Origin of the sequence: Nostoc sp. NMS8 (genome assembly GCF_017115045.1) — a bacterium.
In the GTDB taxonomy this organism is placed as follows: domain Bacteria; phylum Cyanobacteriota; class Cyanobacteriia; order Cyanobacteriales; family Nostocaceae; genus Nostoc.
In genome coordinates, this window is sequence record NZ_JABXKK010000085.1 from 176,270 (window position 1) to 202,151 (window position 25,882).

Consider the following 25,882-nt stretch of genomic DNA (forward strand, 5'->3'; position numbering starts at 1 on the left):
CTTTTTAGAACTGTTTGTTGTGTTACAAATTCTCGATAATTTTGCACTTAATAATTTATTACAGCTAAACATTAAGTACACTTTCATAGGAATTGGTGTTAGCGACATCTTGCACCAAGTGACTAGAAGTCACAGCTACACAGGCAAAACCCTTAATTTTCCTTAGTCCGCGCAGGCGGACTTGGTTTGTATAGCCGCGATTTCTAATCGCCAGGGCTAAGTACTAACTAGCTGTTTGCTAGATGCTATAGAAGCAGTCTGTTTTTTCTGGCTGTGATTTTCGATAATTTGCTCCACAGCATTTCTGTAAGCTTGGGCAAACTTTTCTTTGGTATGATTTGCTCTTGCGTATTCCCATGCTTTCATAGACATCAGCTTGAGGTCTTCAACAGGCAAATTGGAAATACTTCTAACTTTTGCCTGAATTTCTTCAAGGGAAAGGTTATCAAAAATCACACCAAAGTCATGAACATCCACACCAGATTCGTAGCTTAAAATCGGAATTAAGCCGGCTTGTAAGCTGGTGATTACTGCACCTGCCTGTCCCTCAGAAACAGAAGGATAAACAAGTCCCAAACAATTATTTGTAATCTTTAAAAAGTCAGGGCTACTAACATCAATCCAACCATAAGTATGAATGTTAGGTGTTTCGTATAGTTCTTTATAGAAAGCTTGCTCAAACTCTTCGTCATTACTTACCGGGCCACAAACTGTTAAATGGTATTCCGGCATTTGGGCAAAGGCATCTAAAACCAAATCTAATCCTTTGAGAACTAAAGCGCTACCACCAAACCAGATAAAATTCTTTCTTACCGCTTCAAAGTCTTTCTCTTCAGGAGAAGGATAAACAAGTGATGAAGAAATGGGAATACGATACATTGGTTTGTTCGCATATTTGAATGTATCAACTGTAAAATTGTTGCCTAGTACAGTAGCGTAATCGGCATATTCAATTCCTAAGTTGGGCGTTTCAAATCGCTGTGGACGTAAGGTAATTCCTCGGCGCTGTTGGAGTTCTAGAAGTCTGTTGCATTCTGCTGCATTGCGAAAAATCATATTAGCAATGTCAACGTGGAAAATTTTAATGCAATCTTTATTAAGTTTTGGCGCAAGCGCTTCTAGACGATGACGGATATCAATGAAAAATGCGTAATTTTTTTGAGGAACGAATTTATCATTGTGGAACTGGATGACATCAACGTTATAACCCAGGTCTAAAAAAGTTTGGGCAATTAGTAGACATTCCCAGTTCCAACTCTGGTCATTGGGGACAGTCTGACCTGGTTTGATGAGAAATGGTTCAATCCGATAAGAAAGAAGTACATTTCCTTTAGAAGGCTGTTTAGGCTTTAGGGAAACAACCTGTAATGTCTTAGCATAATTGATCCGAGCTTGGACTTTGTTGGAGACAAAAGAGATAGTATTTCCAACACGAGATAGAATATTATTTGGCATTTATTTCTACCTAAATTAATGATTTTTTACCTCACTTAGAGGTGCAGATAAAGAGTTTAAATTTATCTGGAAACTGTACCACCAACAGTCATCATTCTCAACAAAGGCCAATTTAAATCTTTCTCAGAGATTTCAGTCACATCTAGAGGCCAATCAATGTTAAAGAATGGGTCGTCATAGCGTAAACCTCTTTCATATCCTGGGGTGTAAAATTCACCCACTTGATATACAACTTCCGTCTCATCTGTCAGTGCTTGATACCCATGAGCAAACATTTCTGGAACATACAAAGCACGGTGATTTTCTGGGGTTAGCTCTACACCAATGTGTGATAAAAAGCTAGGAGATTCAGGACGCATATCAATAATTACGTCATAGATAGCGCCTTTAGTACAGCGAATCAATTTCGTTTCTGCTGCTGGCAGAATTTGATAGTGCATTCCTCGGATAGTGCCTTTTTTGTAGTTAAAAGACAGGTTACATTGAGCAACTGTTGGCTTTAATCCATGTGCTTCAAATTCTTGAGCGCAGAAAGACCGAGCAAAAAAACCACGGTGGTCAGGCTTTTGTTCTAAGTCAATAATGAATGCGTCTTTGAGTGCGGTTTCAGTGAAAATCATGATAATTCCTTTGAGATGAATGTTGAGTCTTAGAATGTCCGCAGATTAAAGGATTTCCAAGAAATAAATTATCCAATTTTATGGGGTGGGCGACACGAGCGCCCAGTAACCAAAGGCGCTCGTGTCGCCCACCCCACAGGAAATAATTAGCTCCTAAACAGATATTGCATCTGAAGCAGAACGTAACTCTGCTCTGGGATAAGTATCATCCCAGTATTGGGTGCAGAGGTCTGGTCTTTCAGGAGGGTTAGCGGTGTAGCAAAAGAATAGCGCTGACCGGTCTTCTGTGCGGACTGTACCGTGATGCAAAGCATTCTTCGTATCTACAATAATGACGGTACCGGCTGGGCCTGTGCAGGATTTCCAAGCTGATTTAGGGATGACTGGTTTTACTTCTTCATCATCAATGCCCATATAGCCTGACTTCCAAAGTTTGTAGAAAAGCTGAATATAATTCCAACTAAATAAGGGAGTTAAAGAGCGGGGAATGTATTCAAAAGGCCCAGTTTTTTCTTCTACATCATTCAAGTAAATAAAGATTTTGATAATCCGACGGTCTTCGGCATCGCTATGCCATAGCAGCGTCCCAAACTGATGTTTATTATTGAAATCTCTGCGTAAATGTACACCGTGAAAAGCAATGGGAAGACCAATATAATTTTCGATGATATTGAACAGTCTTTTCTCCATTCCCCAGGCATAAAATTCTGGTAAACCTGTAACTGTGGAAATTTGTGGTAACTTTTCATCTAGATGGTCGTTGTTGGGATTGTCCATCTGAGACAATTGATGGTAAGCAGCTTTGAGTAGTTCTGAGCTAGAGTTTAACCCTAAATCTGCCAGGGTTGTGATGTAAACGCCATCTTTTTTGAGAGCATTAAGGATCTTGCGATCGCGCCCTTCCAATGCTGGCATATTTTTGCTATGCTTCCAACGTGCTAGATAATATTCCAAGTCAGAAGATAGTGTAGATATTTTGCGTTTAATTACACTAAACATGGTGTTAATTCCTTCTATTTTTGATGTAAATTTATCAGTAAATTATGGCTTATAGCTCTGTACTTCTTGAGTAGCTATTTCACCTGATTCTGCTAAACTAAATTCTTTAGAAATCATCACGTCAAAAGCACACAAACTGACTAAAGCCAAAAATGGAACTACTGTCTTAATTGCTGACATAGGCCATCTTCTTAAAGCACCCAAGAAAACTTTCAAGTTAACTTCTTTGCCGTTTTGCAAAAGCATTCGCCGACAAAACTGCTTAGAATATCCACTGTGCTCCAATTTCAAAATCACTTCGGGGATGTGTTTGTATTGCATTAACAGCGCAGATTTTGGCTCTTTCTGCCAATAACTCACACCAACAACACATTCCAAATAAGTCTCTTTCGTGACAATTACACGACCATTGGCAGCACAATACCCGGCTAAATATGCTAAAGATATCCAGTTATTCTCAGCATCTTGCCAATTTTGGAGAGCGCGTTTTACTAAATCAGTGCGATAGATTGTAGCAGTCAGAAAAATTACTGCACCGACACTTTTTGAGAAACAATGCTCAAATATAGCCTTACCATCACCCTCACCTTCTTCACTATCTATATCAAACCAGCGATTACCAACAATTGTGGGTGGATGAACTGGTTCACCAGTAATTTGGTTGCGACCGGAAAAGTTGAGAAATAATAATGATAAATCTTCATATTGCTTGAGCTTGCTAATTACATAAGCAATGGCTCTATCTTGAATCGGATCATCATCACCAATTGTCCAAACATATTTTGTTATTGTAGAATTTAGGCAATACATGATATTTTTGACAACGCCTAAATTTTTAGGATTTTTATTTGATTTAAATGTGATATTACTAAGTGTTAATTGCCATTTTTTAATCACTTCTTGAGTATTATCTGTGGAACAATTATCAGAAACTAAAATTTCACAATCATCTTCAAAACCTTTGATAGTTTGAGCTAGCCAGGCTAACTGTTTATCAAGTAGTTCAGCACGATTATAAGTGGGTATAGCAATGGTCAGTAATTTAGGCATTGTAAGAAATAGTAGTTAATAAAATTGATATATTAGTGGTTATCGCCAAGAACTATTGTTAACAATAACTTGGCAATGAACACACTAAGTTACAGGCTATTATCTAGCTGTTTGGGTGGAAAAAGAATTGCCCAAGCTGATATACTTAAAAAACGTAGGTAAGGAATAAATATCTTGATTGTCAAGAAAGGCCAGCGTTTTAAAGCACCTAATAATATTTTAAAGTCGGTTTTTTGTTGGAAATTCTGCCAAATCATTTTCTGACAAAACTTATGAGGATACCCTACCTTTAGTAGTTTTATATAAACTTCAGGTATGAACGCATATCGCATTCTAAAGTTCCATGTTGGGTCGAGATCCAAAAGACTAGCACCCATAGTGCATTCTAAATAAGTGTCTTTAGTGATAATGACACTTCCATGAGCAGCACAAAATGCAGTCCAATATGCTTGAGATGCCCAATTACTAGTAGCAGATGGCCATTTTTGTAAAGCTCGTTGTACTAAATCTGTGCGATAAATTGCTGCTGATATAAAAAGTACACCACCAAAGTTTTCGTTCAAATAACCTTGAAATACAGTTTTACCATCAACTCTTAGCTCATCGCTATCACTATTCAACCAGCGTTCTACAACAAGTTGACCTGTTCGTTTTTGACGACCGGAGAAGTTTAAAAACATTAGTGCTAAATCTGCATGTTTTTTTAGTGTTGTTAAGACATATTCTAGGGTTCTTTCCTGAATTGGATCGTCATCACCAATTGTCCAGATATACTCACTAGTTGGTGCTTTTAAACAACAAGCAATATTACCCATTACGCCAATATTTTTATTATTTCTGTTTGACGTAAATTTTACATTACTGAGAATTATCTGCCACTTTTTAATTACTTCTTGGGTATTGTCTGTAGAGCAATTATCAGAAATAAAGATTTCACAGTCAGACTCAAAGCCTTTAATAGATTTGGCTAACCAAGTAAGTTGTTTATCTAAAAGCTGGGCGCGATTGAATGTTGGAATGGCAATGGTCAGCAATTTATTCATATTAAGCCCAACTCTGTAGTGAAGAAGAACCAGTATTAACAGCAGTTTAGGTAATTAAAAAGCTGCTTTCCAATTTATTTCTTTGCGATTTGATGACATAATTTTTATAAGAGATGCACCTTTTAATTACTCAAAAAAATTAAATTATTAGTAATAAGAGGCGTTTTTGCTTCTCTTTAGTAATAATTACGACGCCATTAAAAGCCTATCCGGAATAGGACAGGGATAAATTTTTACTTCAGGAATTGGTACTACAAACTGTCCACCCCATTCACCAATCAATGCCATTTGTTCCATAATTTCTTCCTTGAGATTCCAAGGTAAAATTAGGACATAATCTGGTTTAGTTTCACGGATTTTATCTGGTTCAAAGATAGGAATATGAGTACCAGGTAAAAATAGTCCCTGTTTATAAGGATTAGAATCTACTGTGTAATCAATAAAATCTTTTCCAATTCCACAGTAATTCAGCAATGTATTGCCTTTAGCTGGTGCGCCATAACCAGCGATTGATTTACCTTCTGCTTTAGCTTTTAAGAGAAAATTTAATAGCTTATGCTTTGTTTCTTTTATTTTTTCGCCAAATGTAATGTAAGTCTCTATGCGATGCAGTCCAGCAGCAATTTCCTTAGCTTTCAAATGGCTAACTCGGTCACTAATGCTGATATGATCGGCGGAGTCATGTTTGGCATAAATTCTTAGTGAACCGCCATGAGTTGATAATTCTTCTACGTCAACAAGTTGCAAATTGTGTGCTGCAAAAATTTTATCAATAGTCAGGAATGAGAAGTAAGAGAAATGCTCATGATAAATCGTATCAAACTGATTTTTTTGAATGAGTTGTAAGATGTGAGGAAACTCCATCGTCAAAATGCCATTAGGTTTGAGGATAAGTTTCATCCCAGCGATGAAATCATTTAGATCCGGTACATGAGCTAAAACATTATTACCGATCAAGAGGTCAGCTAGCTTTCCTTGTATCACGAGTTCTTTGGCAGTTTCGACTCCAAAAAACTTGTTGATACTAGGAATGCCTCTTTCTTCAGCAACCTTGGCAATATTTGCGGCTGGTTCTATACCTAAAACGGGGATTCCCTTCTCTAAAAAATATTGCAGTAAGTAGCCGTCGTTACTGGCAATTTCAATAACTTGATTATGATGATTAAAGTTGAACTTTTCTACCATCATATCGGTGTAGGCTTTAGCATGTTTTAGCCAACTGACCGAGTAGGAAGAAAAATAAGCATAGTCACTAAAAATGCGATCTGGAGTTTCAAATTGTTCTAATTGAACTAAGAGAGTGTCTTCAGAAACATAAGCATGGAGAGGATAAAACTTTTCGGCATTATTTAGCTGTTCTGCTCTAAGATAAGCATTGGCTAAAGGTGACATTCCTAGATCAATAAAGGTTTGATGCAGAGGTTGACCACTAAAACGACATTTTGCGATCGCCATAATTTTCAAGTCACTGATTGCAAATAATTTGGTGGATGGAATAGGTCTGAAAAACCTTTTTTGCTGCTATTAGTGTGTATAATTTACTCTCGTAATTTCGCAATTTATACCTGATCTGTAAAATAAGAATTACGACTATTCACTACGATTAAATTATTTATCTACACACTAATAGCTAACTCTACCTACTTTTTATTCCAGAAGAAATCTTTGTCAATTTGCTCTGTCCGAATCAGATACTCTAGCTGTTTTAAGCGAGTAAATCCTCTAAATAAGAAAGTATCTTCAGCCATGTGTATTTGGCTAAATAAATCAAATAGCTGTTGGGCACCAAGTCGGGCATTCCAATCACATTTAAATCCGGGTAGGATTGTGTTGATTTTCTCGAAGGATACACGATAGCTGCGGTTATCTGCGCCGTTGTCACCAAAGGACAATTTACAATCTGGGAAAACATCAGCAATAATTTCCGCGATTTCTTTGACGCGATAGTTATTCGCTGTATCTCCCACGTTAAAGATTTGGTTATGTACTATGTCCCGTGGTGCTTCTAAGGTGCAAACTATGGCCTTGCAAATATCCAATGCGTGGACTAATGGCCGCCAAGGTGTGCCGTCACTAATCATTTTGATTTCTTTGCTAGTCCATGCCAACCCTGCTAAGTTGTTTAAAACAATATCAAAACGCATTCTGGGAGAAGCACCAAAGGCTGTAGCATTCCGCATAAAGGTGGGAGAGAAGTCATCGTCAGCGAGTGGTCTGACATCTCTTTCTACGAGAGTTTTGCATTCTGCATAGGCTGTTTGAGGATTAACTGGGGATTCTTCTGTGACATCACCGGCAGTAGCAACACCGTAGACACTGCACGAAGACATATATACGAAGCGACGCACACCCATAGCCTTAGCCAGACTAGCCAGACGAACTGAACCTACATGATTAATTTCGTAGGTAATATTTGGTGCCAATTGTCCGGCTGGGTCGTTGGAGAGTTCCGCCATGTGGACTATTGCTTCAATACCTTCCAAATCATCAGGGGTGATGTTGCGAATATCTTTGTTGAGGGTTTTGGGTGTCACGCCACTAGCGTTGTACAACCAACCAACTTTATAGAAGCCAGTATCTAGACCAATAACTTCATGTCCTCGTTCAATTAACAGAGGGGGTAATAACGAACCTAGATAGCCTTCTGTTCCTGTTACTAATATTTTCATTGTGTTAATGCCTTTGTATTGATGAGTTAAATTAGGGGCGCACAGATGTTCGCCCTATTGGGTGTTGCATCCAAGAGGGAACCGCTATATTTTTCGTTTGTATGCAATCTTGACCTCTCTCCAAACCTCTCTCCTAAGAGGAGAGAGGCTTTGAATCTTACTCCCATTCCCTTGTAGGGAATGGGTTGGGGGTTAGGTCATTGGACTCAACCCAGAAACGCTATATATCGGCTAACATTCATTACATAGTTTGCCGACTAACCCATTAGGTAGCAGCACTCTATAGCGGTTCTTAATTGATGCACTACACTTTTTATCTTGTGGGATGGATATCTTAACTTAATCCCTTGTATTTCCTGGCAGGTAAAGAAAAGATGCCCACTATACAAGATTCATCCCTTAATTCAACAGTCCCGGAAATAATAACGATGTTATCTATGCAGTTACCACACTATTTAGATGGGAAAGTTGCGGAATTTCTGCCACAAGGGCTTTGCCAATTTCTAGAGAAGATGTGGCAGCCGGAGAAGGAGCATTGCAAACATGAATGGAGTTTTGACCAGAAACAATCAAAAAGTCGTCTACAAGCTTGCCATCGTTCATTAAGGCTTGAGCGCGAACACCTGCATGGGTGGGAACTAAGTCTTGTGCTTGAACTTCGGGAATTAGTTTTTGCAAACTTCTGGTGAAGGCTGCTTTGCTAAAGGAACGAATGATTTCTTGGATGCCTTCATCAGCGTGTTTGGCTGCTAACTTCCAAAAACCTGGATAGGTGATAACTTCCAGAAAATCCCGTAAGTCAAAGTCGGTTTTTTTGTAACCTTCACGTTTGAGCGATAGAACTGCGTTTGGCCCTGCATGGACGCTACCATAAATCATTCGGGTGAAGTGGACACCTAAGAAGGGGAAATCTGGATTGGGTACTGGGTAAATTAGTGTTTTAACCAGATAGCGTTTTTCTGGGGTGAGTTCGTAGTATTCTCCTCGGAATGGGACAATTTTGGCTTGGGGTTCAACTTGACCTAGTTTGGCGGTGCGATCGCTATGCAATCCAGTACAATTAATTACAAAGTGGGTTTCAAAGTTACCCTTGTTTGTTTGCAATACCTGATTTTTACCACTTGGAGAGATTTTCAGGACTTTTGTATTGAGGTGTAAATCCCCACCCTGCTGTTGAATTAGTTGGGCATATTTCAAACAAACTTGCTTGTAATTAACAATGCCAGTTGAGGATACCCGAATTCCACCTACACATCTTACGTGAGGTTCAATTTCCTTGACTTCTTCGGGGCTGATTCTCTGGACTTCTATGCCATTATCTAAGCCGCGTTTGTAGAGATTTTCTAAGCGTGGTAACTCTTGTTCTTCAGTTGCGACAATCACTTTCCCACAAACTTCATGGTCAATTCCATGCTCTTGACAGAATTCTACCATTGAGCGAGAACCGTCACGACAAAATTTAGCTTTGAAACTTCCTGGTTTGTAGTAAATACCAGAATGAATTACCCCGCTATTATTGCCTGTTTGGTGAAATGCCCATTGACTCTCTTTTTCTAGTACTAAAATCCGGGCATTGGGATAGCGTTTTCCTAAAGCCAACGCTGTCGAGAGTCCAACTATTCCCCCACCGATAATCGCAAAATCATACATTAGTATTATCGCACTTCAAATTACAGTAAATACATAAAGTTATTTGGGATTGGGTACTGGGTAATGGGTAAGAAAATATGAGTAAGATTAGGTTTGGATGTGAATCTTCATTCAAATCTTCCCAATCCCTAGTCCCCAGTCCCCAGTCTCCTTACCATACCTTCCAAGGAGCCTGATTGTTTTTCCACAGCCCTTCGAGATAGTTTTTATCGCGTAAGGTGTCCATTGGTTGCCAAAATCCATCATGTCTGAAAGCAGATAGCTGTTCCATATCAGCTAGCTTTTCTAATGGCTCTTGCTCCCATACTGTAGAGTCATCAGCAATTAAGTTGATTACTTCTGGTTCTAACACAAAATAACCGCCATTAATCCAAGCTCCATCACCTTCAGGCTTTTCCCGAAAGCTGGTGATTTTGGTTTGCTCATATCCTAAAGAAATAGCACCAAAACGTCCGGCTGGTTGAACGGCTGTGAGTGTTCCTAAGCTCTTTTGCTGTTTGTGAAAGTTAACTAGCTCTGTGATATTAATATTACTTACACCATCACCATAAGTAAAGCAAAAAGTCTCATTACCAAGATGCTCGCTGATTCGCTTTAAGCGTCCGCCTGTCATGGTATTATCACCCGTATTTACTAAGGTGACGCGCCAGGGTTCCGCATAACCAGAATGCACATTCATCTGGTTAAAGCGCATGTCAAAAGTAACATCTGACATGTGTAAAAAGTAGTTAGCAAAATACTCTTTAATGATGTAACCTTTGTAACCACAACAAATAATGAAGTCATTAATGCCGTGGGCTGAGTAAGTTTTCATGATGTGCCAGAGAATTGGCTTACCACCAATTTCAACCATCGGCTTAGGTCTGATACTAGTTTCTTCACTGAGGCGTGTACCAAGACCTCCAGCCAAAATCACCGCTTTCATGCAATTACCTCGGAGATTTGTAGGGATATAATTATTTGACCGTGCCAATTTCAGATTTTGGATTTTGGATTAAAAGAGTTTTTTGGTACATACCCTGCTCTGAAAGTGGGTGTAATAAATCTACTCTTACGCTCGTGACGTTCAATGACTAATCCCAAACCACAAACCTAAAATCTAAAATTGGTTAACTTTATCGATATGAAGAGGATGCACTTAGATGGAGGAAAATTGATTTCTGATTTCTTTTTCTCCGTCAATAATCTAACTGTAATTTTCGGCAAAATTATAAAGGAAATATAAATTAAAATCTTTTCTATATAAAAGCTGTATGAATATCTATAAACATGAAAAGAAATTACTTAATTAATTGAATAAAAATATCACCAATAAAATAACGTGAGTTCGATGAACCTTTCCCTCCCAGCCTCCGTTCCCGAAACGGAAGGAGCATTTTTGCTCCCCTCTCCGTGTCGGAGAGGGGCTGGGGGAGAGGTCAAATAAGACTTGTCGAACTCACGTTAAAATAACTAGGATTAGCACCAGCTAACCCTAGTCAGGCTTGATTTTTTCAATCAAAACCACAAATATGCAGGTAACAAAAACTACTTGTTTCTAGTTAGTTTTTTCCTCATTATTTGCTCCTTGGAATAAAGGATCGCATTTATTTTCTACGACTACGCATAAGTTACTGAGTGCTTGCTGATAGTTATCCATGTCATTTTGCTCAAGAAAGATTTTGGCAGATGCCTGTATATCTTCAACGGCTTTCGTCTGGTTTTTGTTAGATTCACTACCGCCATATTGTGCCAGTTCGTAGCGAACCATACCTCGTTTGAGATATGCTTTTGCTAGTTTGGGGCTGAGGATTAATGCTTGGTTAAAGTCAGCGATCGCTTGATGATATTCTTGCTCATAGTTGGTGCTATATTGAGCAACTTGATAGTAGACAGCACCCCGCTGAAAGTAAGCTTCAGCTTTGGATAGATTAAGTTTGATGGCGTGAGTAAAATCTCCGATCGCTTTTCTGTAAACCTGTTGAGATTCACCGCTATATTTAGCCATTTGGGCGCGGACAATTCCCCGTCTGATATAAGCTTCGATTTCATTCTGATCCAGCCCAATAGCCTGATTATAGTCAGCGATCGCTAGTTTATACTCTTGATCGGGATCATTACTATATTCGGCGAGCATATAGCGGGCATTGCCCCGATTTACCAGAGCTTTGATTTGATTGGGATTGATTTGGAGAGCTTGGCTATAATCTGTAACTGCTCCTTCATAGTCTTTCAGGTTATATCGAGCATTACCGCGATTTACAATTGCTCTGGCATGTGTAGGTTCTTGTTCAATCGCTTCGGTAAAGCTGACAATTGCTTTGTCATAGTCTCGCTCTTTGTAAGCAATATAACCTTGCTTATAGGAATCAGCAAAGCTAAGTTTATTATTTGGCTTGAGAGAATTGATGGTTTGTTGGGTGTAGGCATTTTGGGAAACCAACGGCTGAGTAAATTTAATCATTAAGTCCGCATATCCCAATAAACCAAAACCCAGCAAGCAGAAAACAACCGGATACAATTTTGACTTCTTGGAAGGTTTATAAGGTGAACCGCTAGGGGTAATTATTGGCTGCCAGTAATTTAGCTGTGGTGACATCCCACGCTGCGGAAAATGCGGTGTCTGATTGTAGCGCTTTCTTGGCTTGATTCGCGGTTGGAGATGTTCTTTAGCTTCTATAGCCCGATGTGATGGAAAGGGGTCGCGTCCACCTAAGCGCACGGTACGCTCACACCACGGACAGCTACGCATGTGGTTGTTGTAACGATGCTGAGGATTTGTCGTGCAGGTAATTAGGGAATCTTCGGCTTCAGCGATGGCTGAGAGCCAAGTTTGGGCACTGGGGCGCAGTTGGGGGTTGTTGTGACCCTCTTCAAAACAACGGATAAATAGCTCTTGTAAGCTGGGATGGAGAATTTCCCAAGGGGGTGCAATGGGTGTTGGCAGGTAAGGTACGTAACGCTTTTCGCTGTAAGTGAAATGACCCGATGCAATGCGTGCTTCATAAGGTGGTGGCTCAATCGCGCCTTGAAATATCCCCGAAAATGGGTGAGTGCCTTCCATTAAGAGTTGAAAGACTAGCACCGATAATCCAAATAAATCGTGAGAGATTTCGCGATCGTGTTGGGCAAAAGTTTTATTCTGTAGTTCTGGTGGAGTAAACTCTGGTTTACCCACCGGACAGCGATAAACAACATTGTTGTTTGGGTCTGGTACTTGGAAAGAGTCTGTGTCTATCAAAGTCACCAATGCGGTGTCACTGACGAGAATATTGGACTCGTTCACATCACCAATACAATATCCACTAGCGTGCAAAGCTGCAAAAGCTGCTGCTAGGTTACGCGCCGTGCGGAGCAGGTACTGATAGTTGAATAGGGGGCAGTGTTGGCGACGGGTTCTGGGGTTGTAAAAGTCGATGATTGGACGCATCCCTTGAATGCGTGGCATTAAAAACCCCAAAATGCTATTTTTGCCATCTGCCGCCCGTAATAAATCCTCTGGCCAAGCGATAGAGATATGCCCCAAACTAGCCGTTGGGTTTTCTGGGGGGTTGGCTAGCATCGCCTGGAGTTTATCAGCATGGGCAGTGGTTGGCTTGTGGTAAATCTTCGCCACCAAGTTGTTATCGGATGGCACTGTGTAAACACAAGCTTCACCGCCACGCCCCAAACTGACATTGAGGCTGAGGATTTCTTTTCTAGGGGAACAACGTAGTACCTGCATAATGAAATTACCGCTAACGGGAGTTATTTAAGATGAGAAACCTGTAAATTTATTGCTTATAAGTCGTTGAATGCGGCTATAATGAGTGTCAAATCATCGTCGGTGCGTTGCGTAATCCGCTCTGAGCGTAAAAATTTTACCAATTGCTCTTTAGCTAATATCTTATCCTCGGTATTGGCGACAAATTCAAATAGGGGAAAAAAGAATGGTTTGTGAGGCTCGCCAACAACCATATTCAAAGCCAACATTTGTAGTCCGTCGGTGATGATACCAACATTTACTATGTCTGTGCGCCATAATCTCATCTGCGCTGTATCTAAGGCATTGGGCGATGTTAAAAAAGTGGTTTGGTTGATATATTCACCGCTATCAGGCATAGTCAGTGCCAACAGATTGCCCAGACGATCTTTTGCCACTGCCAAACCATCACCTATCTGAGCCACAGCGACAACTTCTGGTGTGGCAATCGTCATAATTAAGGTAGTTGCTAAATCTTGAGGCTGTTTGTCTGAAGTAGCTGCCTCAGCTTCTACAGCTTTTCTAGCAGCTAGTATGGCATCATTTAAAAGCGATCGCACGTAGACATCATCACTCAAACTTTTTCGGTTCAGCCCAATGGTTGAAATGTTTTCTATTGCTGTCTCCACAGCAATCATTGCTCCCACTTTTCCCAGGCTAGCAGAACCCGCGCCATCTGCTGCCGCCGCCACTAAAACGTTATCTGACAATATCTGCCAATGATGAGCATCCTGACATAATTGATTGTTTTTTAAGTGACTTGTACCACATACAGATGCAGCCACAATCCGCCATTGAGTAATCTGTTTTGATATGTTCATAGATTTTTTTCCAGCAGCAGGCTGTGTAAACACCAAGCTGCAATTTTAATTAAACAGTCCCCCAACCAATCGGCGGTAGTGCTACCTGTTCGTCTACCTGGGAATGAGAAACAGCTGACATACTAGTTGACAGCCAGACAAACATCTCGATAAAGTTCAGCCCTTTTAGCTTCAGGGGAGTACGTACAGCTATTTGATTTAAACGGGTCATATTCGCATTTTCTACACCTACCGTAAAAAATGCTACGCGCTTATTCGCTTCATCTCCCTGTAGGCGCTGGGATGCCTGCTCTACAATCTGTTCTAACTCGCCTTGCGGTTCTCCATCGGTAATCATAAATACCCAAGGACGATAGTAAGCAATGCCATTGGCACGATACTGAGATTTCCGCTCTTGAATGATGTCCAAAGCTTTATGAATTCCCGCACCCATTGTAGTCAAGCCCTGTGCTGTCAAAATAGGCGGATTGAATTGATCGGCAGTCACAAAGTCTTGTACTACATTGATATTACTATCAAAAGTCACGATCGCCACTTCTACCCGTCTTGCAGCTAAGGAATTTTTGACTAATTCATCCTTTAAGCTGAGTAAACCTTGATTTAAAGCCTCAATTGGATCTCCTTGCATCGACCCAGATGTGTCTAATAGAAGTACACAAGGACAACGTGGTTCTGGGTTCTCAGCAAATTCTACTACTTCATCAAGTCTTAATGTATCATGCATAACTTTTTGTGTTATGTTAAAGTTCAAAGCTTTATTTCCCTTTGCTCGAGAGTATGTAATTTCAGCCAGCCGCTTTAGCGACTATAGAATGTATCTAGTGGTAGATGCTCTAATCTTTATTAAACAAATTATTTTCATGAAGTTCTCTATATATTTAAGAAGAACTTGAGTACATTTTAGTTTAGCAAAAAATAGTTTATCAAAATTTAGCATTACCTGTTGTAATGTATCTACCAAAAATTTATATGCCTTAAACCTACAGTACAATAAATACGTAAACTTTTCTAGATAACTTTTTAAAGATTTTATGTAGAAGAACTGTTCCTTAAGATAAAAGTAATTAACCATAATTAAGATCGTTAACTCTAGAAGTATACCAGTGTAACGGCGCTAACTTGGAATCAAATTTGCTTGGTTTTCTGAGTAGGCATAAATAAACGTCATTATTTAAGGTCTTCACCCAAGACTCGTCAGTAGTCAGTAAAGGTTAGAAGCAGCTAACATCGACTGTTAGTCTAGCCATGATAATTATTTACTTTTATTCATACCCACTAATTGTTTTTTGAGATAAATTAAGTATGACGTGTCAAATGTAACAAATCGGTTATAAAACTTATAGTTTTGAAAATATATACATATTTTCAAAAAAATAATTTGTGCGTAGAGAAATATTACAAAGAAGAAAATACTTCATAAACTGATATTTTTAATCTACAAATGTTCGATTATTGATTCCGCAAAAAACTTGAAAAATATGAATAACTCAGGCGCATTCACCCAACTACGTCCTCTCAGTTTGTTAAGACAGTTATCCAATTGCTCCGACAGTACTTGTTTACAAGCATTGAGTAACTCAGTTTCTTGGTCAATTTACTTAGAACAGGGCAAAATAACCTACGCTACTCATTCAGTAGAACCCTTTGATAGACTAGAACGCCATTTACGTCGCCTCAGCTACCAAATTCCACTCCTTAGCAGTGAAGTTCGTGTTCAAGTCAGGCTGATGTTTGAACCTGATGTACACAGTCAGTTAATCGAAGATGACAGCAATTCGAGAAACTATCCTCCTGAGTATCAAGCTATATCTTGGCTTGTTAGTCAACAACATCTACATTCTACGCAAGCAGCAGTGCTGGTTCAAGAATTAGTTAAAGAAGTGATTGAATCATTTTTGCTAATCAAAGAAGGTAGTTATGAATTAGCAGAACCACTTAGTAGAATGACAAAAATTTGCAGGCTAGATATAGAAAAGATTCTAGATCGTTGCCAATTGAGATTACAGAATTGGCAAGCTTTTGTTCCCCAAATTTCTTCTCCATATCAACGTCCATACCTGTTGATTAAGAGTAAACTTGATAACCAAAATTTACCCAAACTTCAGCCAGATTTAACTACTTGGATGAAGGGTTTTAGCCTGTGTCATCTGGCTGCAATTTTGAATCAAGATGAAATCCAACTAGCTCGCAATTTATACCCTTACATCCTTCAGGGTGCAATTATCTTACATGAACCCGATCCACCTTATGATAGATTACCAAAGATTTTTGAGGAGCAATCGCTTTTCTCAAAATTCATTTCAGGGTTAGTTGATACCGAACAAGAACTAAGTACCACTTTCAATTCTTATCCAAATATTCCTGAAGAGAAAATAGTTCCTGTTCAGCGATTACTACAGATTTCGACTCCTCCAAAAGAAAACTTTCAGCAACCAACAATATCAAATAACATAAATCCTGCTTCCCAAAGAGTAACGGCTGCTACTGTCACAGCAAAAAAAGCCCATAAAATCGTTTCTGTAGATGATAGCCCGACAATTCTTAAAGAAATTAGCTATTTCTTAGAAAACGAAAATTTTTCTGTAGTGACTATCAACGACCCAATAAAAGCAGTTTTGTCAATTATAAGGCATAAACCAGACTTAATTTTGCTGGATTTAAACATGCTAGGAATCGATGGTTATGAGTTGTGTCGGATTATACGAAATAATTCAATCTTTCAGAAAACTCCTATCATCTTTGTCACTGGTAATAAAGGAATTGTAGATAAAGTAAAAGCGAAACTAGTCGGGGCATCTGGATATCTGACGAAACCGTTTACCCGCGCCGAATTACTAAAAATAGTTTTCATGCATTTGGCTTAAATTAGCAGTAAAATATAACGACTTTAAGCTAGTGAGTATAATTTAATATAGCTACGGTTTTAGTTGTCGAAGATGCTCCTTCTCAGTTGGAGTTAATCAATAGTTTTTTAAGAGACAGTGGACACATGGTAATTAAAGCTTATGATGCTAAAGATGGGATGAGTAAGGCAATAAATCACCAGCCAGATGCAATTATTACTGATGTGGTCATCCCAGAAATTAGCGGTTTTGAATTCTGCCGTCAACTGAAAAAAAATCCAGTGACTCAAAAAGTACCCATTATTATTTGTAGTTCTAAAAATCAGCCGATTGACCGGATTTGGGGAATGAGGCAAGGTGCAAACGTTTATTTAACTAAGCCTTTTACGAAACAGCAATTAATAAGTGCGCTCAAATCTCTTGTAGAGTGAGAGAGGTAATTCGTAATTAAAAGAGTCAGTACATGGCTACTAATCTAGAAATTGACGAAAACTTAATTAAGGAAGCTCTCGAACTTGGTGGTCATCCAACTAAAGATGCTGTTGTAGAAGAGGCATTACGAGAGTATGTGCAACGTCGAAAGCAACTGAAAATCCTGGAGCTATTTGGTACGATTGAATACGACAATGATTATGACTACAAGCAACAGCGTCAGAGTCGATGAAAGTTATTGTTGATACTTCAGTCTGGTCTTTAGCTCTCAGACGCAATTATAAAGTTGACGACTCACCTCATGTTGCCGTGTTGCGAGAATTAATTACTGATGGTCGAGTTGCTTTGCTGGGTGCTGTCCGACAAGAGGTACTCTCAGGGATTCGTGATGCCAACCAATACAATCAGCTGAAAAATTATCTCCGCGCATTTCCCAATCTGGAGTTAGATATGGAAGACTATGAACTTGCTTCTGAGTTTTATAATATTTGCCGAAGCAATGGTATTCAAGGCGCAAACACAGATTTCCTCATTTGTTCCGCAGCCGCTCGGAGAAATTACACAATAATAAGCACAGATAAAGATTTTGAGAATTTCAGTCAGCATATTCCGATGACCTTGTTTCAATGCTAAGTCTACCTACTTACTCCCACACATAAATCGTGGAAAATTTAAATATTTGGGATTATTGTTTATATAGATCGATATCCTCTAACAGTTTTAAATTGCAAATACTTTCTGGCAAGGAATCTAAAAATTTTTCATAAGCATCTTATATATCTAATATTTTGTAACATCCCAATGCTTTTTGGTAAATATTTTAAAGCTTTTCTACTTATATTAAGCTGTTGAAGACTTTCCAATTTACCAATACTTTCTGGAAAAAATGTTAGTTTTTCATTTTCTTGAATATAAAGAGTTTTTAATTTTTTTAAATTACCAATGGTATCGGGTAATTGGTGCAATTTCCAATTGCTACTAACTTCTAAATATTCTAGGTTATCGAGATTACCAATTGTATCAGGCAATAATTTTAGCCCAGTTTGGTGAATTTTAAAGTAGGTCAAAGATTTAAGTTGTCCAATAGTATCGGGAAGTTTTTCAAAAAAATCAAGACTACCCATACAACCCCGAATTTGTAGTTTCTTAAGATATTTCAACTTGCCGATAGTTTCTGGTAGTTCTTTAAGTCTCCAACAATCACAAATATCTAGATCGCTTAAACTTCTAAGATTGCCGATACTTTCAGGTAGATACTCAAGTTGACGATAATCATAAATCTGAAGTTCTGTCAAACCACCATAATTTCTATCGTTTTCAATAATTTGCTCAAGTTCTTCTAGAGTGTGCAAAGAACTCATAAAAATTCTCCGTAGATTTAAGTGGAACAAAGTGACCTGCATTCACAAGCTATATAATTTTTTAACCGAGAGTGCAGCGGGTTACTAGGGGCGATCGCAAAAAATGTAAAGATAAAGTAAAAAAGCTATATTGTTCTGCCAGTCTAACGTAGTAGGATTGTTCAAGTGAAAGGGTACGCCTTGCGGGACAAGTAGCCATTGAGCGCTTCTTGCACCCTAAAATGAGAACAAAAGACGATTCCTAAAACAAGCACACTCCATGCGTATTTCTCTAAATTGGCTGCGCGAACTAGTAGAGATAAAACTTAGTCCAGAAGAATTAGCCGAAACCCTGACAATGGCGGGGTTTGAGGTTGAAGAAATTGAAGATCGCCGCACTTGGGCAAATGGCGTGGTTATCGGCAAAGTGCTTGAGCGTCAACCCCATCCCAATGCCGATAAATTGAGTGTTTGCCAAGTGGATATCGGTGCAGATGACATTTTAAATATTGTCTGTGGCGCTGCCAATGTGAAGGCAGATATCTATGTACCTGTGGCAACTACGGGTACTTACTTACCCAACATCGATTTAAAAATTAAACCTGCAAAACTACGTGGTGTCCCATCTCAGGGCATGATTTGTTCTTTAAAGGAACTCGGTTTGCCTACTGATGTAGACGGAATTCATATTTTTACTCAGGAAAATTTACCATTGGGTAGTGATGTGCGGCCGTTGTTGGGTTTAGATGATGTAATTTTAGACCTCACTGCAACTGCCAACCGCGCTGATGCTTTGAGTATGGTAGGCGTAGCCAGGGAAGTAGCAGCTTTAACTGGTGGAAAGTTGAGCATTCCTGAACCTGGTGAAGTCTCTATTACCAAGAGTGCCGGAAATTTAACTTTAAAAATTGCCGATACCCAAGCTTGTCCTGCATACATCGGTACGGTAATTGCACAGGTGAAAATTGCACCATCTCCCGAATGGTTGCAACAGCGTTTGCGGGCGGCTGGGGTACGTCCCATCAGTAATGTTGTGGATATTACTAATTACGTTTTGTTGGAATGGGGACAACCACTGCACGCCTTTGACCGCGATCGCCTACAATCTGTTGCAAGTAGCGAAAATTTAACAATTGGCGTCCGGTTCGCCAATAATGGAGAATTCCTCAAAACCCTAGATGGACAGACTCGCACCCTATCAATCCAAAATTTGTTAATTACCGCTAACGACAGACCGGTTGCACTCGCGGGAGTCATGGGTGGGGAAGAAACAGAAGTCCATGCAGGTACTCAAAGCCTAGTTTTAGAAGCAGCCTTATTTGATTCTGTGGCAATTCGCCGTTCTTCTCGGAGTGCAGGCTTAAGAAGTGAAGCTTCTGGCAGATATGAACGGGGAGTTAACCGGGCTGAGTTGGAAATAGCTAATCGCCGCGCCTTATCCTTAATTAGCGAATTAGCAAGTGGAATTATAGTCCAGCAGGAAATTGCCGACACCCGCCCCGACCCTTCTACCTGGAGTCGTTCTATCGCCCTGCGTTTAGACCGAGTTAATCAGATATTGGGGCCCATCGAATTAGAAGAAGATACAGGTGAACTCCAAGAAAAAGATGTTGAGCGCATCCTGACTGCATTGGGGTGTCAGTTAACTCCTTCAGGAGAAGATAGCAGCCATCAACCTACGTGGTCTGTTTCCGTCCCACCTTATCGTTACCGCGACTTAGAGCGAGAAATTGATTTAATTGAAGAAATTGCCCGTCTCTATGGCTACAACAAATTCTGCGATACTTTACCAGAAAAAGCGGAAGCGGGTTATTTGCCTTTAGATCAAGAACTGGTTCGCAAGTTACGAGCTTTCCTGCGGGCTGAAGGATTGACAGAATTAATCCATTATTCTTTAGTCAAACCAGGAGAAGACAGAAATATAGTCCTGTCAAACCCCTTATTTGTTGAATATTCAGCGCTGCGAACTGATTTGATATCGGGGTTAATTGATGCTTTTCAATACAATTTAGAGCAGGGTAATGGTGCGCTGAACGGTTTTGAAATCGGGCAGATTTTCTGGCAAGAAGAAGACGGTTTGCAAGAAACAGAAGCCCTGGCGGGGATTGTGGGAGGCGATCGCACCCTTGGCAAATGGTCAAAAAGTGGACGCGAAGAACCCATCACCTGGTTTGAAGCCAAAGGCATTTTAGAAAGTGTATTTCGGCAACTTAGCTTAGAAATCGAATTTCAACCCGATCGCCGCGACGAACGCTTACATCCAGGACGCACCGCTTCTCTGTGGATTCGGGGTAATAGACTGGGTATTTTTGGGCAACTTCATCCCCAATTGCGACGAGAAAAAGGTTTACCAGATTCCGTTTACGTTTTCCAATTGGATCTAGATGTGCTTTTAGATTCTCTAGAACAAGATGAAATTCTTGTCCAGACATTCCAGCCCTATTCTACCTATCCGGCTAGCGATCGCGATATCGCCTTTTTCGCACCCGTGAAAATCTCAGTTTCCGAAATTGAAAAAGTAATTACCAAAGCGGGTAAAGATTTGCTCGAATCGGTGGAATTATTTGATGAATATCGGGGCGAAAACGTCCCGGAAGGACAGCGGAGTTTAGCATTCCGGTTAATTTATCGGGCTAGCGATCGCACTTTGACTGAGGCTGAAGTTGAACCAGTACACAATAAAGTCCGCGAAGCTTTGGTGGAAAAATTCGGCGTTAACCTGAGAAGTTAGGAGTACAGACGCGATTAATCGCGTCTCTTGCCTTAACCGAACCGTATTGGTACCATGCAAAATCAAGAAATTTGAAACCCACGGAGGTGGGTTTTATCTGTATAGCCGCGAATTCCATTCGCTAGGGCTGTGCGTTACGCTAGCGTGGCAAAGCTAAATTGTTGCAATCATGGCGATACCTGTGGCGTACCCATTTGTTATTTCGGCGTACTCATTTGTTATTTCGGCGTACCCATTTGTTATTTCGGCATACTCATTTGTTATTTCGGCGTACCCATTTGTTATTTCGGCGTACTCATTTGTTATTTCGGCGTACCCATTTATTATTTCGGCGTGTCCATTTGTTATTTCGGCATACTCATTTGTTATTTCGGCGTGTCCATTTGTTATTTCGGCATACCCATTGACCTCTCTCCAAACCTCTCTCCTAAAAGGAGAGAGGCTTTAAATCTTGCTCCCCTTCCCTACAAGGGAAGGGGCTGGGGGTTAGGTCTGTATTCGACTCAAGCCAGAAGCGCTATATTAGCAGTAAATTGATTGGAGCGATTAGAGTTATTTGAAACCCTATATTTAACCATTGGACTACATCTATAATATTACTCAACAGTATTTACTAGATAATTTGGTATAATCTCACCCATAAAAAATAGTAAATTTTTGGTAATTAACGATGATAGAATTTGCTGCCATTACTTCATTGATTAGCAAATATGCTCCTCAAGCTGGTCAACTAATCATTAAACAAGCTCAAAAAAACGAAGCTGTTATCAACATTCTAAAGGAATTAAAACTCAATCCTACCGAAATTCCTGATGATGTTGATACTGTTTATGTTTACGCTCTGGTAACGTATGGTGTATTTAAACCAGAACCAATTTTAAAAGCGTTTAGAGAGAAAGCAACTAAAGATTCTTTTTGGGGTGCTTATACTAATAATACTCTTACAGGGATTACCACAAGGTCTTAAAGATTATTATAAAGTTCATTGGCTGCGGATGGATATGGAAAATGAATCCAATGAAATGAAAGTGAAAATTTTGTATATGTTAGTAGAAAGAGGTAAACCGATATCTTTAAAGATGATTGCAGAAATTCTTGATCAAGATGAATGTAATGTCAGGCTAGTTTTAAATTATTGGGTAGAATACGTAACAGAAAAAGCTAATAAAAATGAAAAAACAACTTACTATAATATTTATCATCTAAGTTTTCTGGAATTTCTCAAAGAGCAAGACAAATTAGCTAAAGGTCGAAGATTATTTAAAGAAGTTAATCAACGTATAGCTGATTACCTGGAGCAGAGGATTGCATAAAATGGGTGAAATTGCTACTAAATTTGCCTCAGAAACAGACGAAGTTAAAAATTTGTTTCTAGACAAATCTGCTGAAAACAAGTTAAAAGCGGGTAGGTCGAAAAAATATTATCAAATTCTCACAAATTTTGATTTTATTTCTCTGAAAATCCAATATCCTCGATTTGGAATAGAAGCCCTAATTAGGGATTATGCTTTGATTGATGACCCAGAGGTATTGGAAAATTTAGAACAAGATGAGAAACTAGACTCCGAACAAATCAAAATCCTGAAATTAATTCAAGATGCGCTAAAATTATCAGCCCATGTTTTGAATCAAGACCAAACCCAATTAGTAGGACAATTATGGGGAAGGTTGCAGAGTTTTCCCCAGCCAGAAATTCAGCAAATTTTGGCAGATGCAGCAGAAAATAAAAGTGAAATTCCTCGATTTCGCCCCATTACAGCCAGCTTAACCACTCCAGGCGGAAACCTAATACGCACCCTGACTGGTCATAACAGCTATGTAAATGCAGTAGCCATCGCCCCAGATGGAAAAACAGCCGTTTCTGCTTCTTGGGACAACACCCTCAAACAGTGGGATCTACAGACAGGAAAGGAAATCTCTACCCTGACTGGTCATAACGGCTATGTATTAGCAGTAGCGATCGCCCCAGATGGAAAAACAGCCGTTTCTGCTTCATATGACAACACCCTCAAACAGTGGGATCTACAGACAGGAAAGGAAATCTCTACTTTTATTGGTGATAGTCCTATAATTTGCTGTGCATTTTCCCCAGATGGATTGACAATTGTAGTAGGAGAATCGTCAGGGCGTGTTCATTTCCTCCGTTTAGAAGCGGGTAAAAAAAATGAAACCCATTACTGAAAATACTATCAATATCCCCAGATATCCCCTAGAATTTCAGCAAATCATTACCGCTAAAAATCAAAACTTTGTCGGTCGTGAATTTGTCTTTGCTGCTATCAACAACTTTCTCAATCAATCTGACCGGGGCTACTTTACTATTATCGGCGATCCTGGCATTGGTAAAAGTGCCATTCTTGCCCATTATGTCAGCCAAAATCTGGGAGTTGTTTATTACAATATCGAAATCCCAGGTAAAAATCGCGTTGAAGAATTTCTGACGACGATTTGCACTCAATTAATAGAAATTGCCCAAAATCAAGGTAGTAAAAATATCACTACTAACTTTTCTGACTCTACCACAGAAGACAGTGGTTTTTTATCGTTATTACTGCAACAAATCAGCAATAGATTGCAACCAAGACAACGGTTAATTATTACTATTGATGGCTGCGATAGAATTGATATCAATAATCAACCACGCGGCTCAAATATTTTCTATTTACCCCGTTATCTACCCGAAAAAGTTTATTTTATCCTTACTCGTCGTCCGTTTCTGACAGATAAATCAGGTTTATTAATTGAAACTCCAGCCCAATCTTTAAATTTATCAAATTACCCAGAACAAAATCGCGCTGATATCCATAAATATGTTAAAAATTCTTTAAATGAATCATCTCATTCTGTAGACGCTTCTGCGGAAAGTCGCAGGGTGCATAGCCTTAGCGAAGATAATAATCCGGGAGATGTTTTGCTCAACATGACAGAAGCAGGTTTTGATGATGATGAAACCAATTTTATGTATGTTAAAGAAATCTTAGCAGCGATTAATGAGGATATTTACCCCCAAAATTTACAACTCTATTACCAAAATCATTTAGAAAAAATGAATTTAGCAACCAGTAAACAGCAAACAATGGCTTTACAGGTGTTAAATATCTTAGTTCAAGAGCAATCAATATCAATAGAAGCGATCGCAGAAAGATTAGATACAGATGAATATGAAATCAAGGTAATTTTAGACAAGTGGCGAGAGTTTTTACATTTAGAATCAATAGCAGCAGAAATCAATTATAGTATTTATCATGCTAATTTTCGTGATTGGTTGAGGCAACAACTTGAGTCTAAAGTTTGAGTTAAAAGGGCGTTTATAAACCGCCAGAGTAATATCTTATTAACCAGTAGGAGTAACAAGCGATTATGCCTAAATATGTACTTTGGGGTACTTACTGTGAAGACGTTCTCGAAAAACGCGCCCCCCACCGTCAAGCTCATTTAGACGGGTTAGCAAAACAGAAAGAATCCGGTGTGCTGATTACTATCGGCCCCACCAAGGATGTCACAAAAGTTTTTGGGCTTTACGAAGCCGAAGACGAAGCCACTGTCCGCGAATTAATTGAAAACGATCCCTACTGGAAAAATGGCATCTGGACTGAATATTCTGTCAAAGAATGGATTCAGGCTTTTTAAATTAGTCATTAGTCATGGGATGGGGTATTGTATTGGTTATTTCTCCCTCATCCCCTTATCTCCCTCATCCCACTCCCCACATAATGAAAATTTGGCAAGTTGATTTTTATCGTCGTCCCTCACAAGATGCATCGGCACAAATTTTATGGGAGTTGTTGATTTGTGACGCAACTCGCAGCTTTGAATATGAAGCTACCTGTCTCCAGTCAGCAGCAAATTCTAATTGGGTTACTGCTCAACTTGAGCTAGCTGCTGGTGAAAAATTGCCAGATGTGATTCAGGTGTTTCGCCCTCAATCACTAAATTTAATTGAGGCGGCTGGACGCAATTTAAGTATTAATGTCGAACCTACCCGCAACACCTTAGCGTTAAAGCAGTGGTTACAAGAAAAACAATATCCCTCAGTGCTGGATAAACCGCCCCCAGCACCATTACCAGAAAACCTGTGGGGAGAACAATGGCGTTTTGCGACTCTAGCTGCTAGTGATGTAGAAACGAGATTTAGCGATCGCCCCATCCCCATTTTGCACATTCCAGAACATCTCAAACCCATCAATTTGGGTTTGGCGTCAACATTACCTGTCCCTGGTGTCGTAATTTATGGTGGACGGCAATCAATGCGTTTAGCACGGTGGTTGCAGCAAGCCCGTCCTGTAGCATTAAACTATATCTCTGGCGCACCAGATGGCTTAATATTAGAAGCTGGTTTAGTCGATAGGTGGATTGTTGCCACATTTGAAGATCCAGAAGTTACAACAGCAGCCCAAGCATTTGAACAACGCAAAAAGCAAAGCCGAGGATTGCATTTTTTGTTAGTGCAACCTGATGATTCTGGGATGACTTATAGCGGTTTTTGGTTATTGCAGACAGAAAATTGA

Annotated in this window: 24 protein-coding genes; 11 read left to right on the forward strand and 13 right to left on the reverse strand. The window is 39.5% G+C overall.

Features of this window, described 5'->3' with window-relative positions; genetic code table 11:
* Window positions 1-216 precede the first annotated feature (216 nt).
* From HWQ39_RS16510 to HWQ39_RS16565, 12 genes are all read right to left on the reverse strand, one after another.
* Window positions 217-1,455 carry a glycosyltransferase gene (locus HWQ39_RS16510; protein WP_292846993.1) on the reverse strand — a complete coding sequence of 413 codons (1,239 nt, stop codon included), beginning with the start codon at window positions 1,453-1,455 and terminating at the stop codon, window positions 217-219.
* 62 nt (window positions 1,456-1,517) lie between these two features.
* Window positions 1,518-2,075 carry a dTDP-4-dehydrorhamnose 3,5-epimerase gene (rfbC, locus tag HWQ39_RS16515; RefSeq protein WP_292846996.1) on the reverse strand — a complete coding sequence of 186 codons (558 nt, stop codon included), beginning with the start codon at window positions 2,073-2,075 and terminating at the stop codon, window positions 1,518-1,520.
* 153 nt (window positions 2,076-2,228) lie between these two features.
* Window positions 2,229-3,074 carry a phytanoyl-CoA dioxygenase gene (locus tag HWQ39_RS16520; protein ID WP_292846999.1) on the reverse strand — a complete coding sequence of 282 codons (846 nt, stop codon included), beginning with the start codon at window positions 3,072-3,074 and terminating at the stop codon, window positions 2,229-2,231.
* Window positions 3,075-3,116: 42 nt separating this feature from the next.
* Entirely contained in the window at window positions 3,117-4,124 is a 1,008-nt protein-coding gene (locus HWQ39_RS16525; RefSeq protein ID WP_292847001.1) for a glycosyltransferase, read from the reverse strand.
* Between the two features lie 89 nt (window positions 4,125-4,213).
* The gene (locus HWQ39_RS16530) at window positions 4,214-5,167 is read right to left on the reverse strand and encodes a glycosyltransferase family 2 protein (protein WP_292847004.1); all 954 of its coding nucleotides are present in this window, start codon (window positions 5,165-5,167) and stop codon (window positions 4,214-4,216) included.
* 186 nt (window positions 5,168-5,353) lie between these two features.
* Window positions 5,354-6,622 carry a class I SAM-dependent methyltransferase gene (locus HWQ39_RS16535; protein ID WP_292847007.1) on the reverse strand — a complete coding sequence of 423 codons (1,269 nt, stop codon included), beginning with the start codon at window positions 6,620-6,622 and terminating at the stop codon, window positions 5,354-5,356.
* 185 nt (window positions 6,623-6,807) lie between these two features.
* The gene (locus tag HWQ39_RS16540; protein ID WP_292847010.1) at window positions 6,808-7,836 is read right to left on the reverse strand and encodes an NAD(P)-dependent oxidoreductase; all 1,029 of its coding nucleotides are present in this window, start codon (window positions 7,834-7,836) and stop codon (window positions 6,808-6,810) included.
* A 435-nt stretch (window positions 7,837-8,271) separates the two neighbouring features.
* The gene (lhgO, locus tag HWQ39_RS16545; protein WP_292847013.1) at window positions 8,272-9,486 is read right to left on the reverse strand and encodes an L-2-hydroxyglutarate oxidase; all 1,215 of its coding nucleotides are present in this window, start codon (window positions 9,484-9,486) and stop codon (window positions 8,272-8,274) included.
* Between the two features lie 151 nt (window positions 9,487-9,637).
* Window positions 9,638-10,411, reverse strand: a complete 774-nt coding sequence (rfbF, locus tag HWQ39_RS16550) for a glucose-1-phosphate cytidylyltransferase (protein ID WP_179065984.1) — start codon at window positions 10,409-10,411, stop codon at window positions 9,638-9,640.
* 612 nt (window positions 10,412-11,023) lie between these two features.
* On the reverse strand, window positions 11,024-13,189 hold the full coding sequence (locus HWQ39_RS16555) for a tetratricopeptide repeat protein (RefSeq protein ID WP_292847016.1): 2,166 nt from the start codon (window positions 13,187-13,189) through the stop codon (window positions 11,024-11,026).
* 56 nt (window positions 13,190-13,245) lie between these two features.
* The gene (locus HWQ39_RS16560; RefSeq protein WP_292847020.1) at window positions 13,246-14,028 is read right to left on the reverse strand and encodes a PP2C family serine/threonine-protein phosphatase; all 783 of its coding nucleotides are present in this window, start codon (window positions 14,026-14,028) and stop codon (window positions 13,246-13,248) included.
* A gap of 49 nt (window positions 14,029-14,077) precedes the next feature.
* The gene (locus HWQ39_RS16565; RefSeq protein WP_292847023.1) at window positions 14,078-14,752 is read right to left on the reverse strand and encodes a VWA domain-containing protein; all 675 of its coding nucleotides are present in this window, start codon (window positions 14,750-14,752) and stop codon (window positions 14,078-14,080) included.
* A 754-nt stretch (window positions 14,753-15,506) separates the two neighbouring features.
* Between HWQ39_RS16565 and HWQ39_RS16570 the strand changes: the two genes are divergently transcribed.
* The 4 genes from HWQ39_RS16570 to HWQ39_RS16585 are packed head-to-tail and all read left to right on the forward strand — an operon-like array spanning window position 15,507 to window position 17,936.
* Window positions 15,507-16,892 carry a response regulator gene (locus tag HWQ39_RS16570; protein WP_292847026.1) on the forward strand — a complete coding sequence of 462 codons (1,386 nt, stop codon included), beginning with the start codon at window positions 15,507-15,509 and terminating at the stop codon, window positions 16,890-16,892.
* Window positions 16,893-16,939: 47 nt separating this feature from the next.
* Window positions 16,940-17,302, forward strand: a complete 363-nt coding sequence (locus tag HWQ39_RS16575; protein ID WP_292847140.1) for a response regulator — start codon at window positions 16,940-16,942, stop codon at window positions 17,300-17,302.
* A 32-nt stretch (window positions 17,303-17,334) separates the two neighbouring features.
* Window positions 17,335-17,535, forward strand: a complete 201-nt coding sequence (locus HWQ39_RS16580; protein ID WP_292847029.1) for a type II toxin-antitoxin system VapB family antitoxin — start codon at window positions 17,335-17,337, stop codon at window positions 17,533-17,535.
* Window positions 17,532-17,936 (forward strand): PIN domain-containing protein, encoded by a 405-nt coding sequence (locus HWQ39_RS16585; protein ID WP_292847032.1) that lies wholly within the window; start codon window positions 17,532-17,534, stop codon window positions 17,934-17,936. Before HWQ39_RS16580 ends, HWQ39_RS16585 begins: the two co-directional genes overlap by 4 nt.
* Window positions 17,937-18,064: 128 nt before the next feature.
* Here the strand turns inward: HWQ39_RS16585 and HWQ39_RS16590 are convergent, their stop codons facing one another.
* Window positions 18,065-18,664: a hypothetical protein gene (locus HWQ39_RS16590; RefSeq protein WP_292847035.1), complete on the reverse strand. Its 600-nt coding sequence runs from the start codon at window positions 18,662-18,664 to the stop codon at window positions 18,065-18,067.
* A 259-nt stretch (window positions 18,665-18,923) separates the two neighbouring features.
* On the opposite strand from HWQ39_RS16590, the gene pheT reads away from it, so the two are divergent.
* From pheT to HWQ39_RS16625, 7 genes are all read left to right on the forward strand, one after another.
* Complete coding sequence (gene pheT / locus HWQ39_RS16595) at window positions 18,924-21,374, forward strand: phenylalanine--tRNA ligase subunit beta (RefSeq protein WP_292847038.1); 2,451 nt, start codon at window positions 18,924-18,926, stop codon at window positions 21,372-21,374.
* Window positions 21,375-22,044: 670 nt separating this feature from the next.
* Window positions 22,045-22,341 (forward strand): hypothetical protein, encoded by a 297-nt coding sequence (locus tag HWQ39_RS16600; RefSeq protein ID WP_292847041.1) that lies wholly within the window; start codon window positions 22,045-22,047, stop codon window positions 22,339-22,341.
* A gap of 34 nt (window positions 22,342-22,375) precedes the next feature.
* Window positions 22,376-22,687 (forward strand): hypothetical protein, encoded by a 312-nt coding sequence (locus tag HWQ39_RS16605; protein WP_292847044.1) that lies wholly within the window; start codon window positions 22,376-22,378, stop codon window positions 22,685-22,687.
* Window position 22,688: 1 nt separating this feature from the next.
* Entirely contained in the window at window positions 22,689-23,555 is an 867-nt protein-coding gene (locus HWQ39_RS16610) for a hypothetical protein (RefSeq protein ID WP_292847047.1), read from the forward strand.
* Window positions 23,539-24,669, forward strand: coding sequence for an ATP-binding protein (locus tag HWQ39_RS16615; protein WP_292847050.1), 1,131 nt, complete (start codon window positions 23,539-23,541; stop codon window positions 24,667-24,669). The genes HWQ39_RS16610 and HWQ39_RS16615 overlap by 17 nt, the downstream gene beginning before the upstream one ends.
* 65 nt (window positions 24,670-24,734) lie before the next feature.
* Entirely contained in the window at window positions 24,735-25,004 is a 270-nt protein-coding gene (locus HWQ39_RS16620) for a YciI family protein (RefSeq protein ID WP_292847053.1), read from the forward strand.
* Window positions 25,005-25,087: 83 nt separating this feature from the next.
* A complete protein-coding gene (locus HWQ39_RS16625) occupies window positions 25,088-25,882 on the forward strand; it encodes a Tab2/Atab2 family RNA-binding protein (protein ID WP_292847056.1) in 795 nt (264 codons plus the stop codon).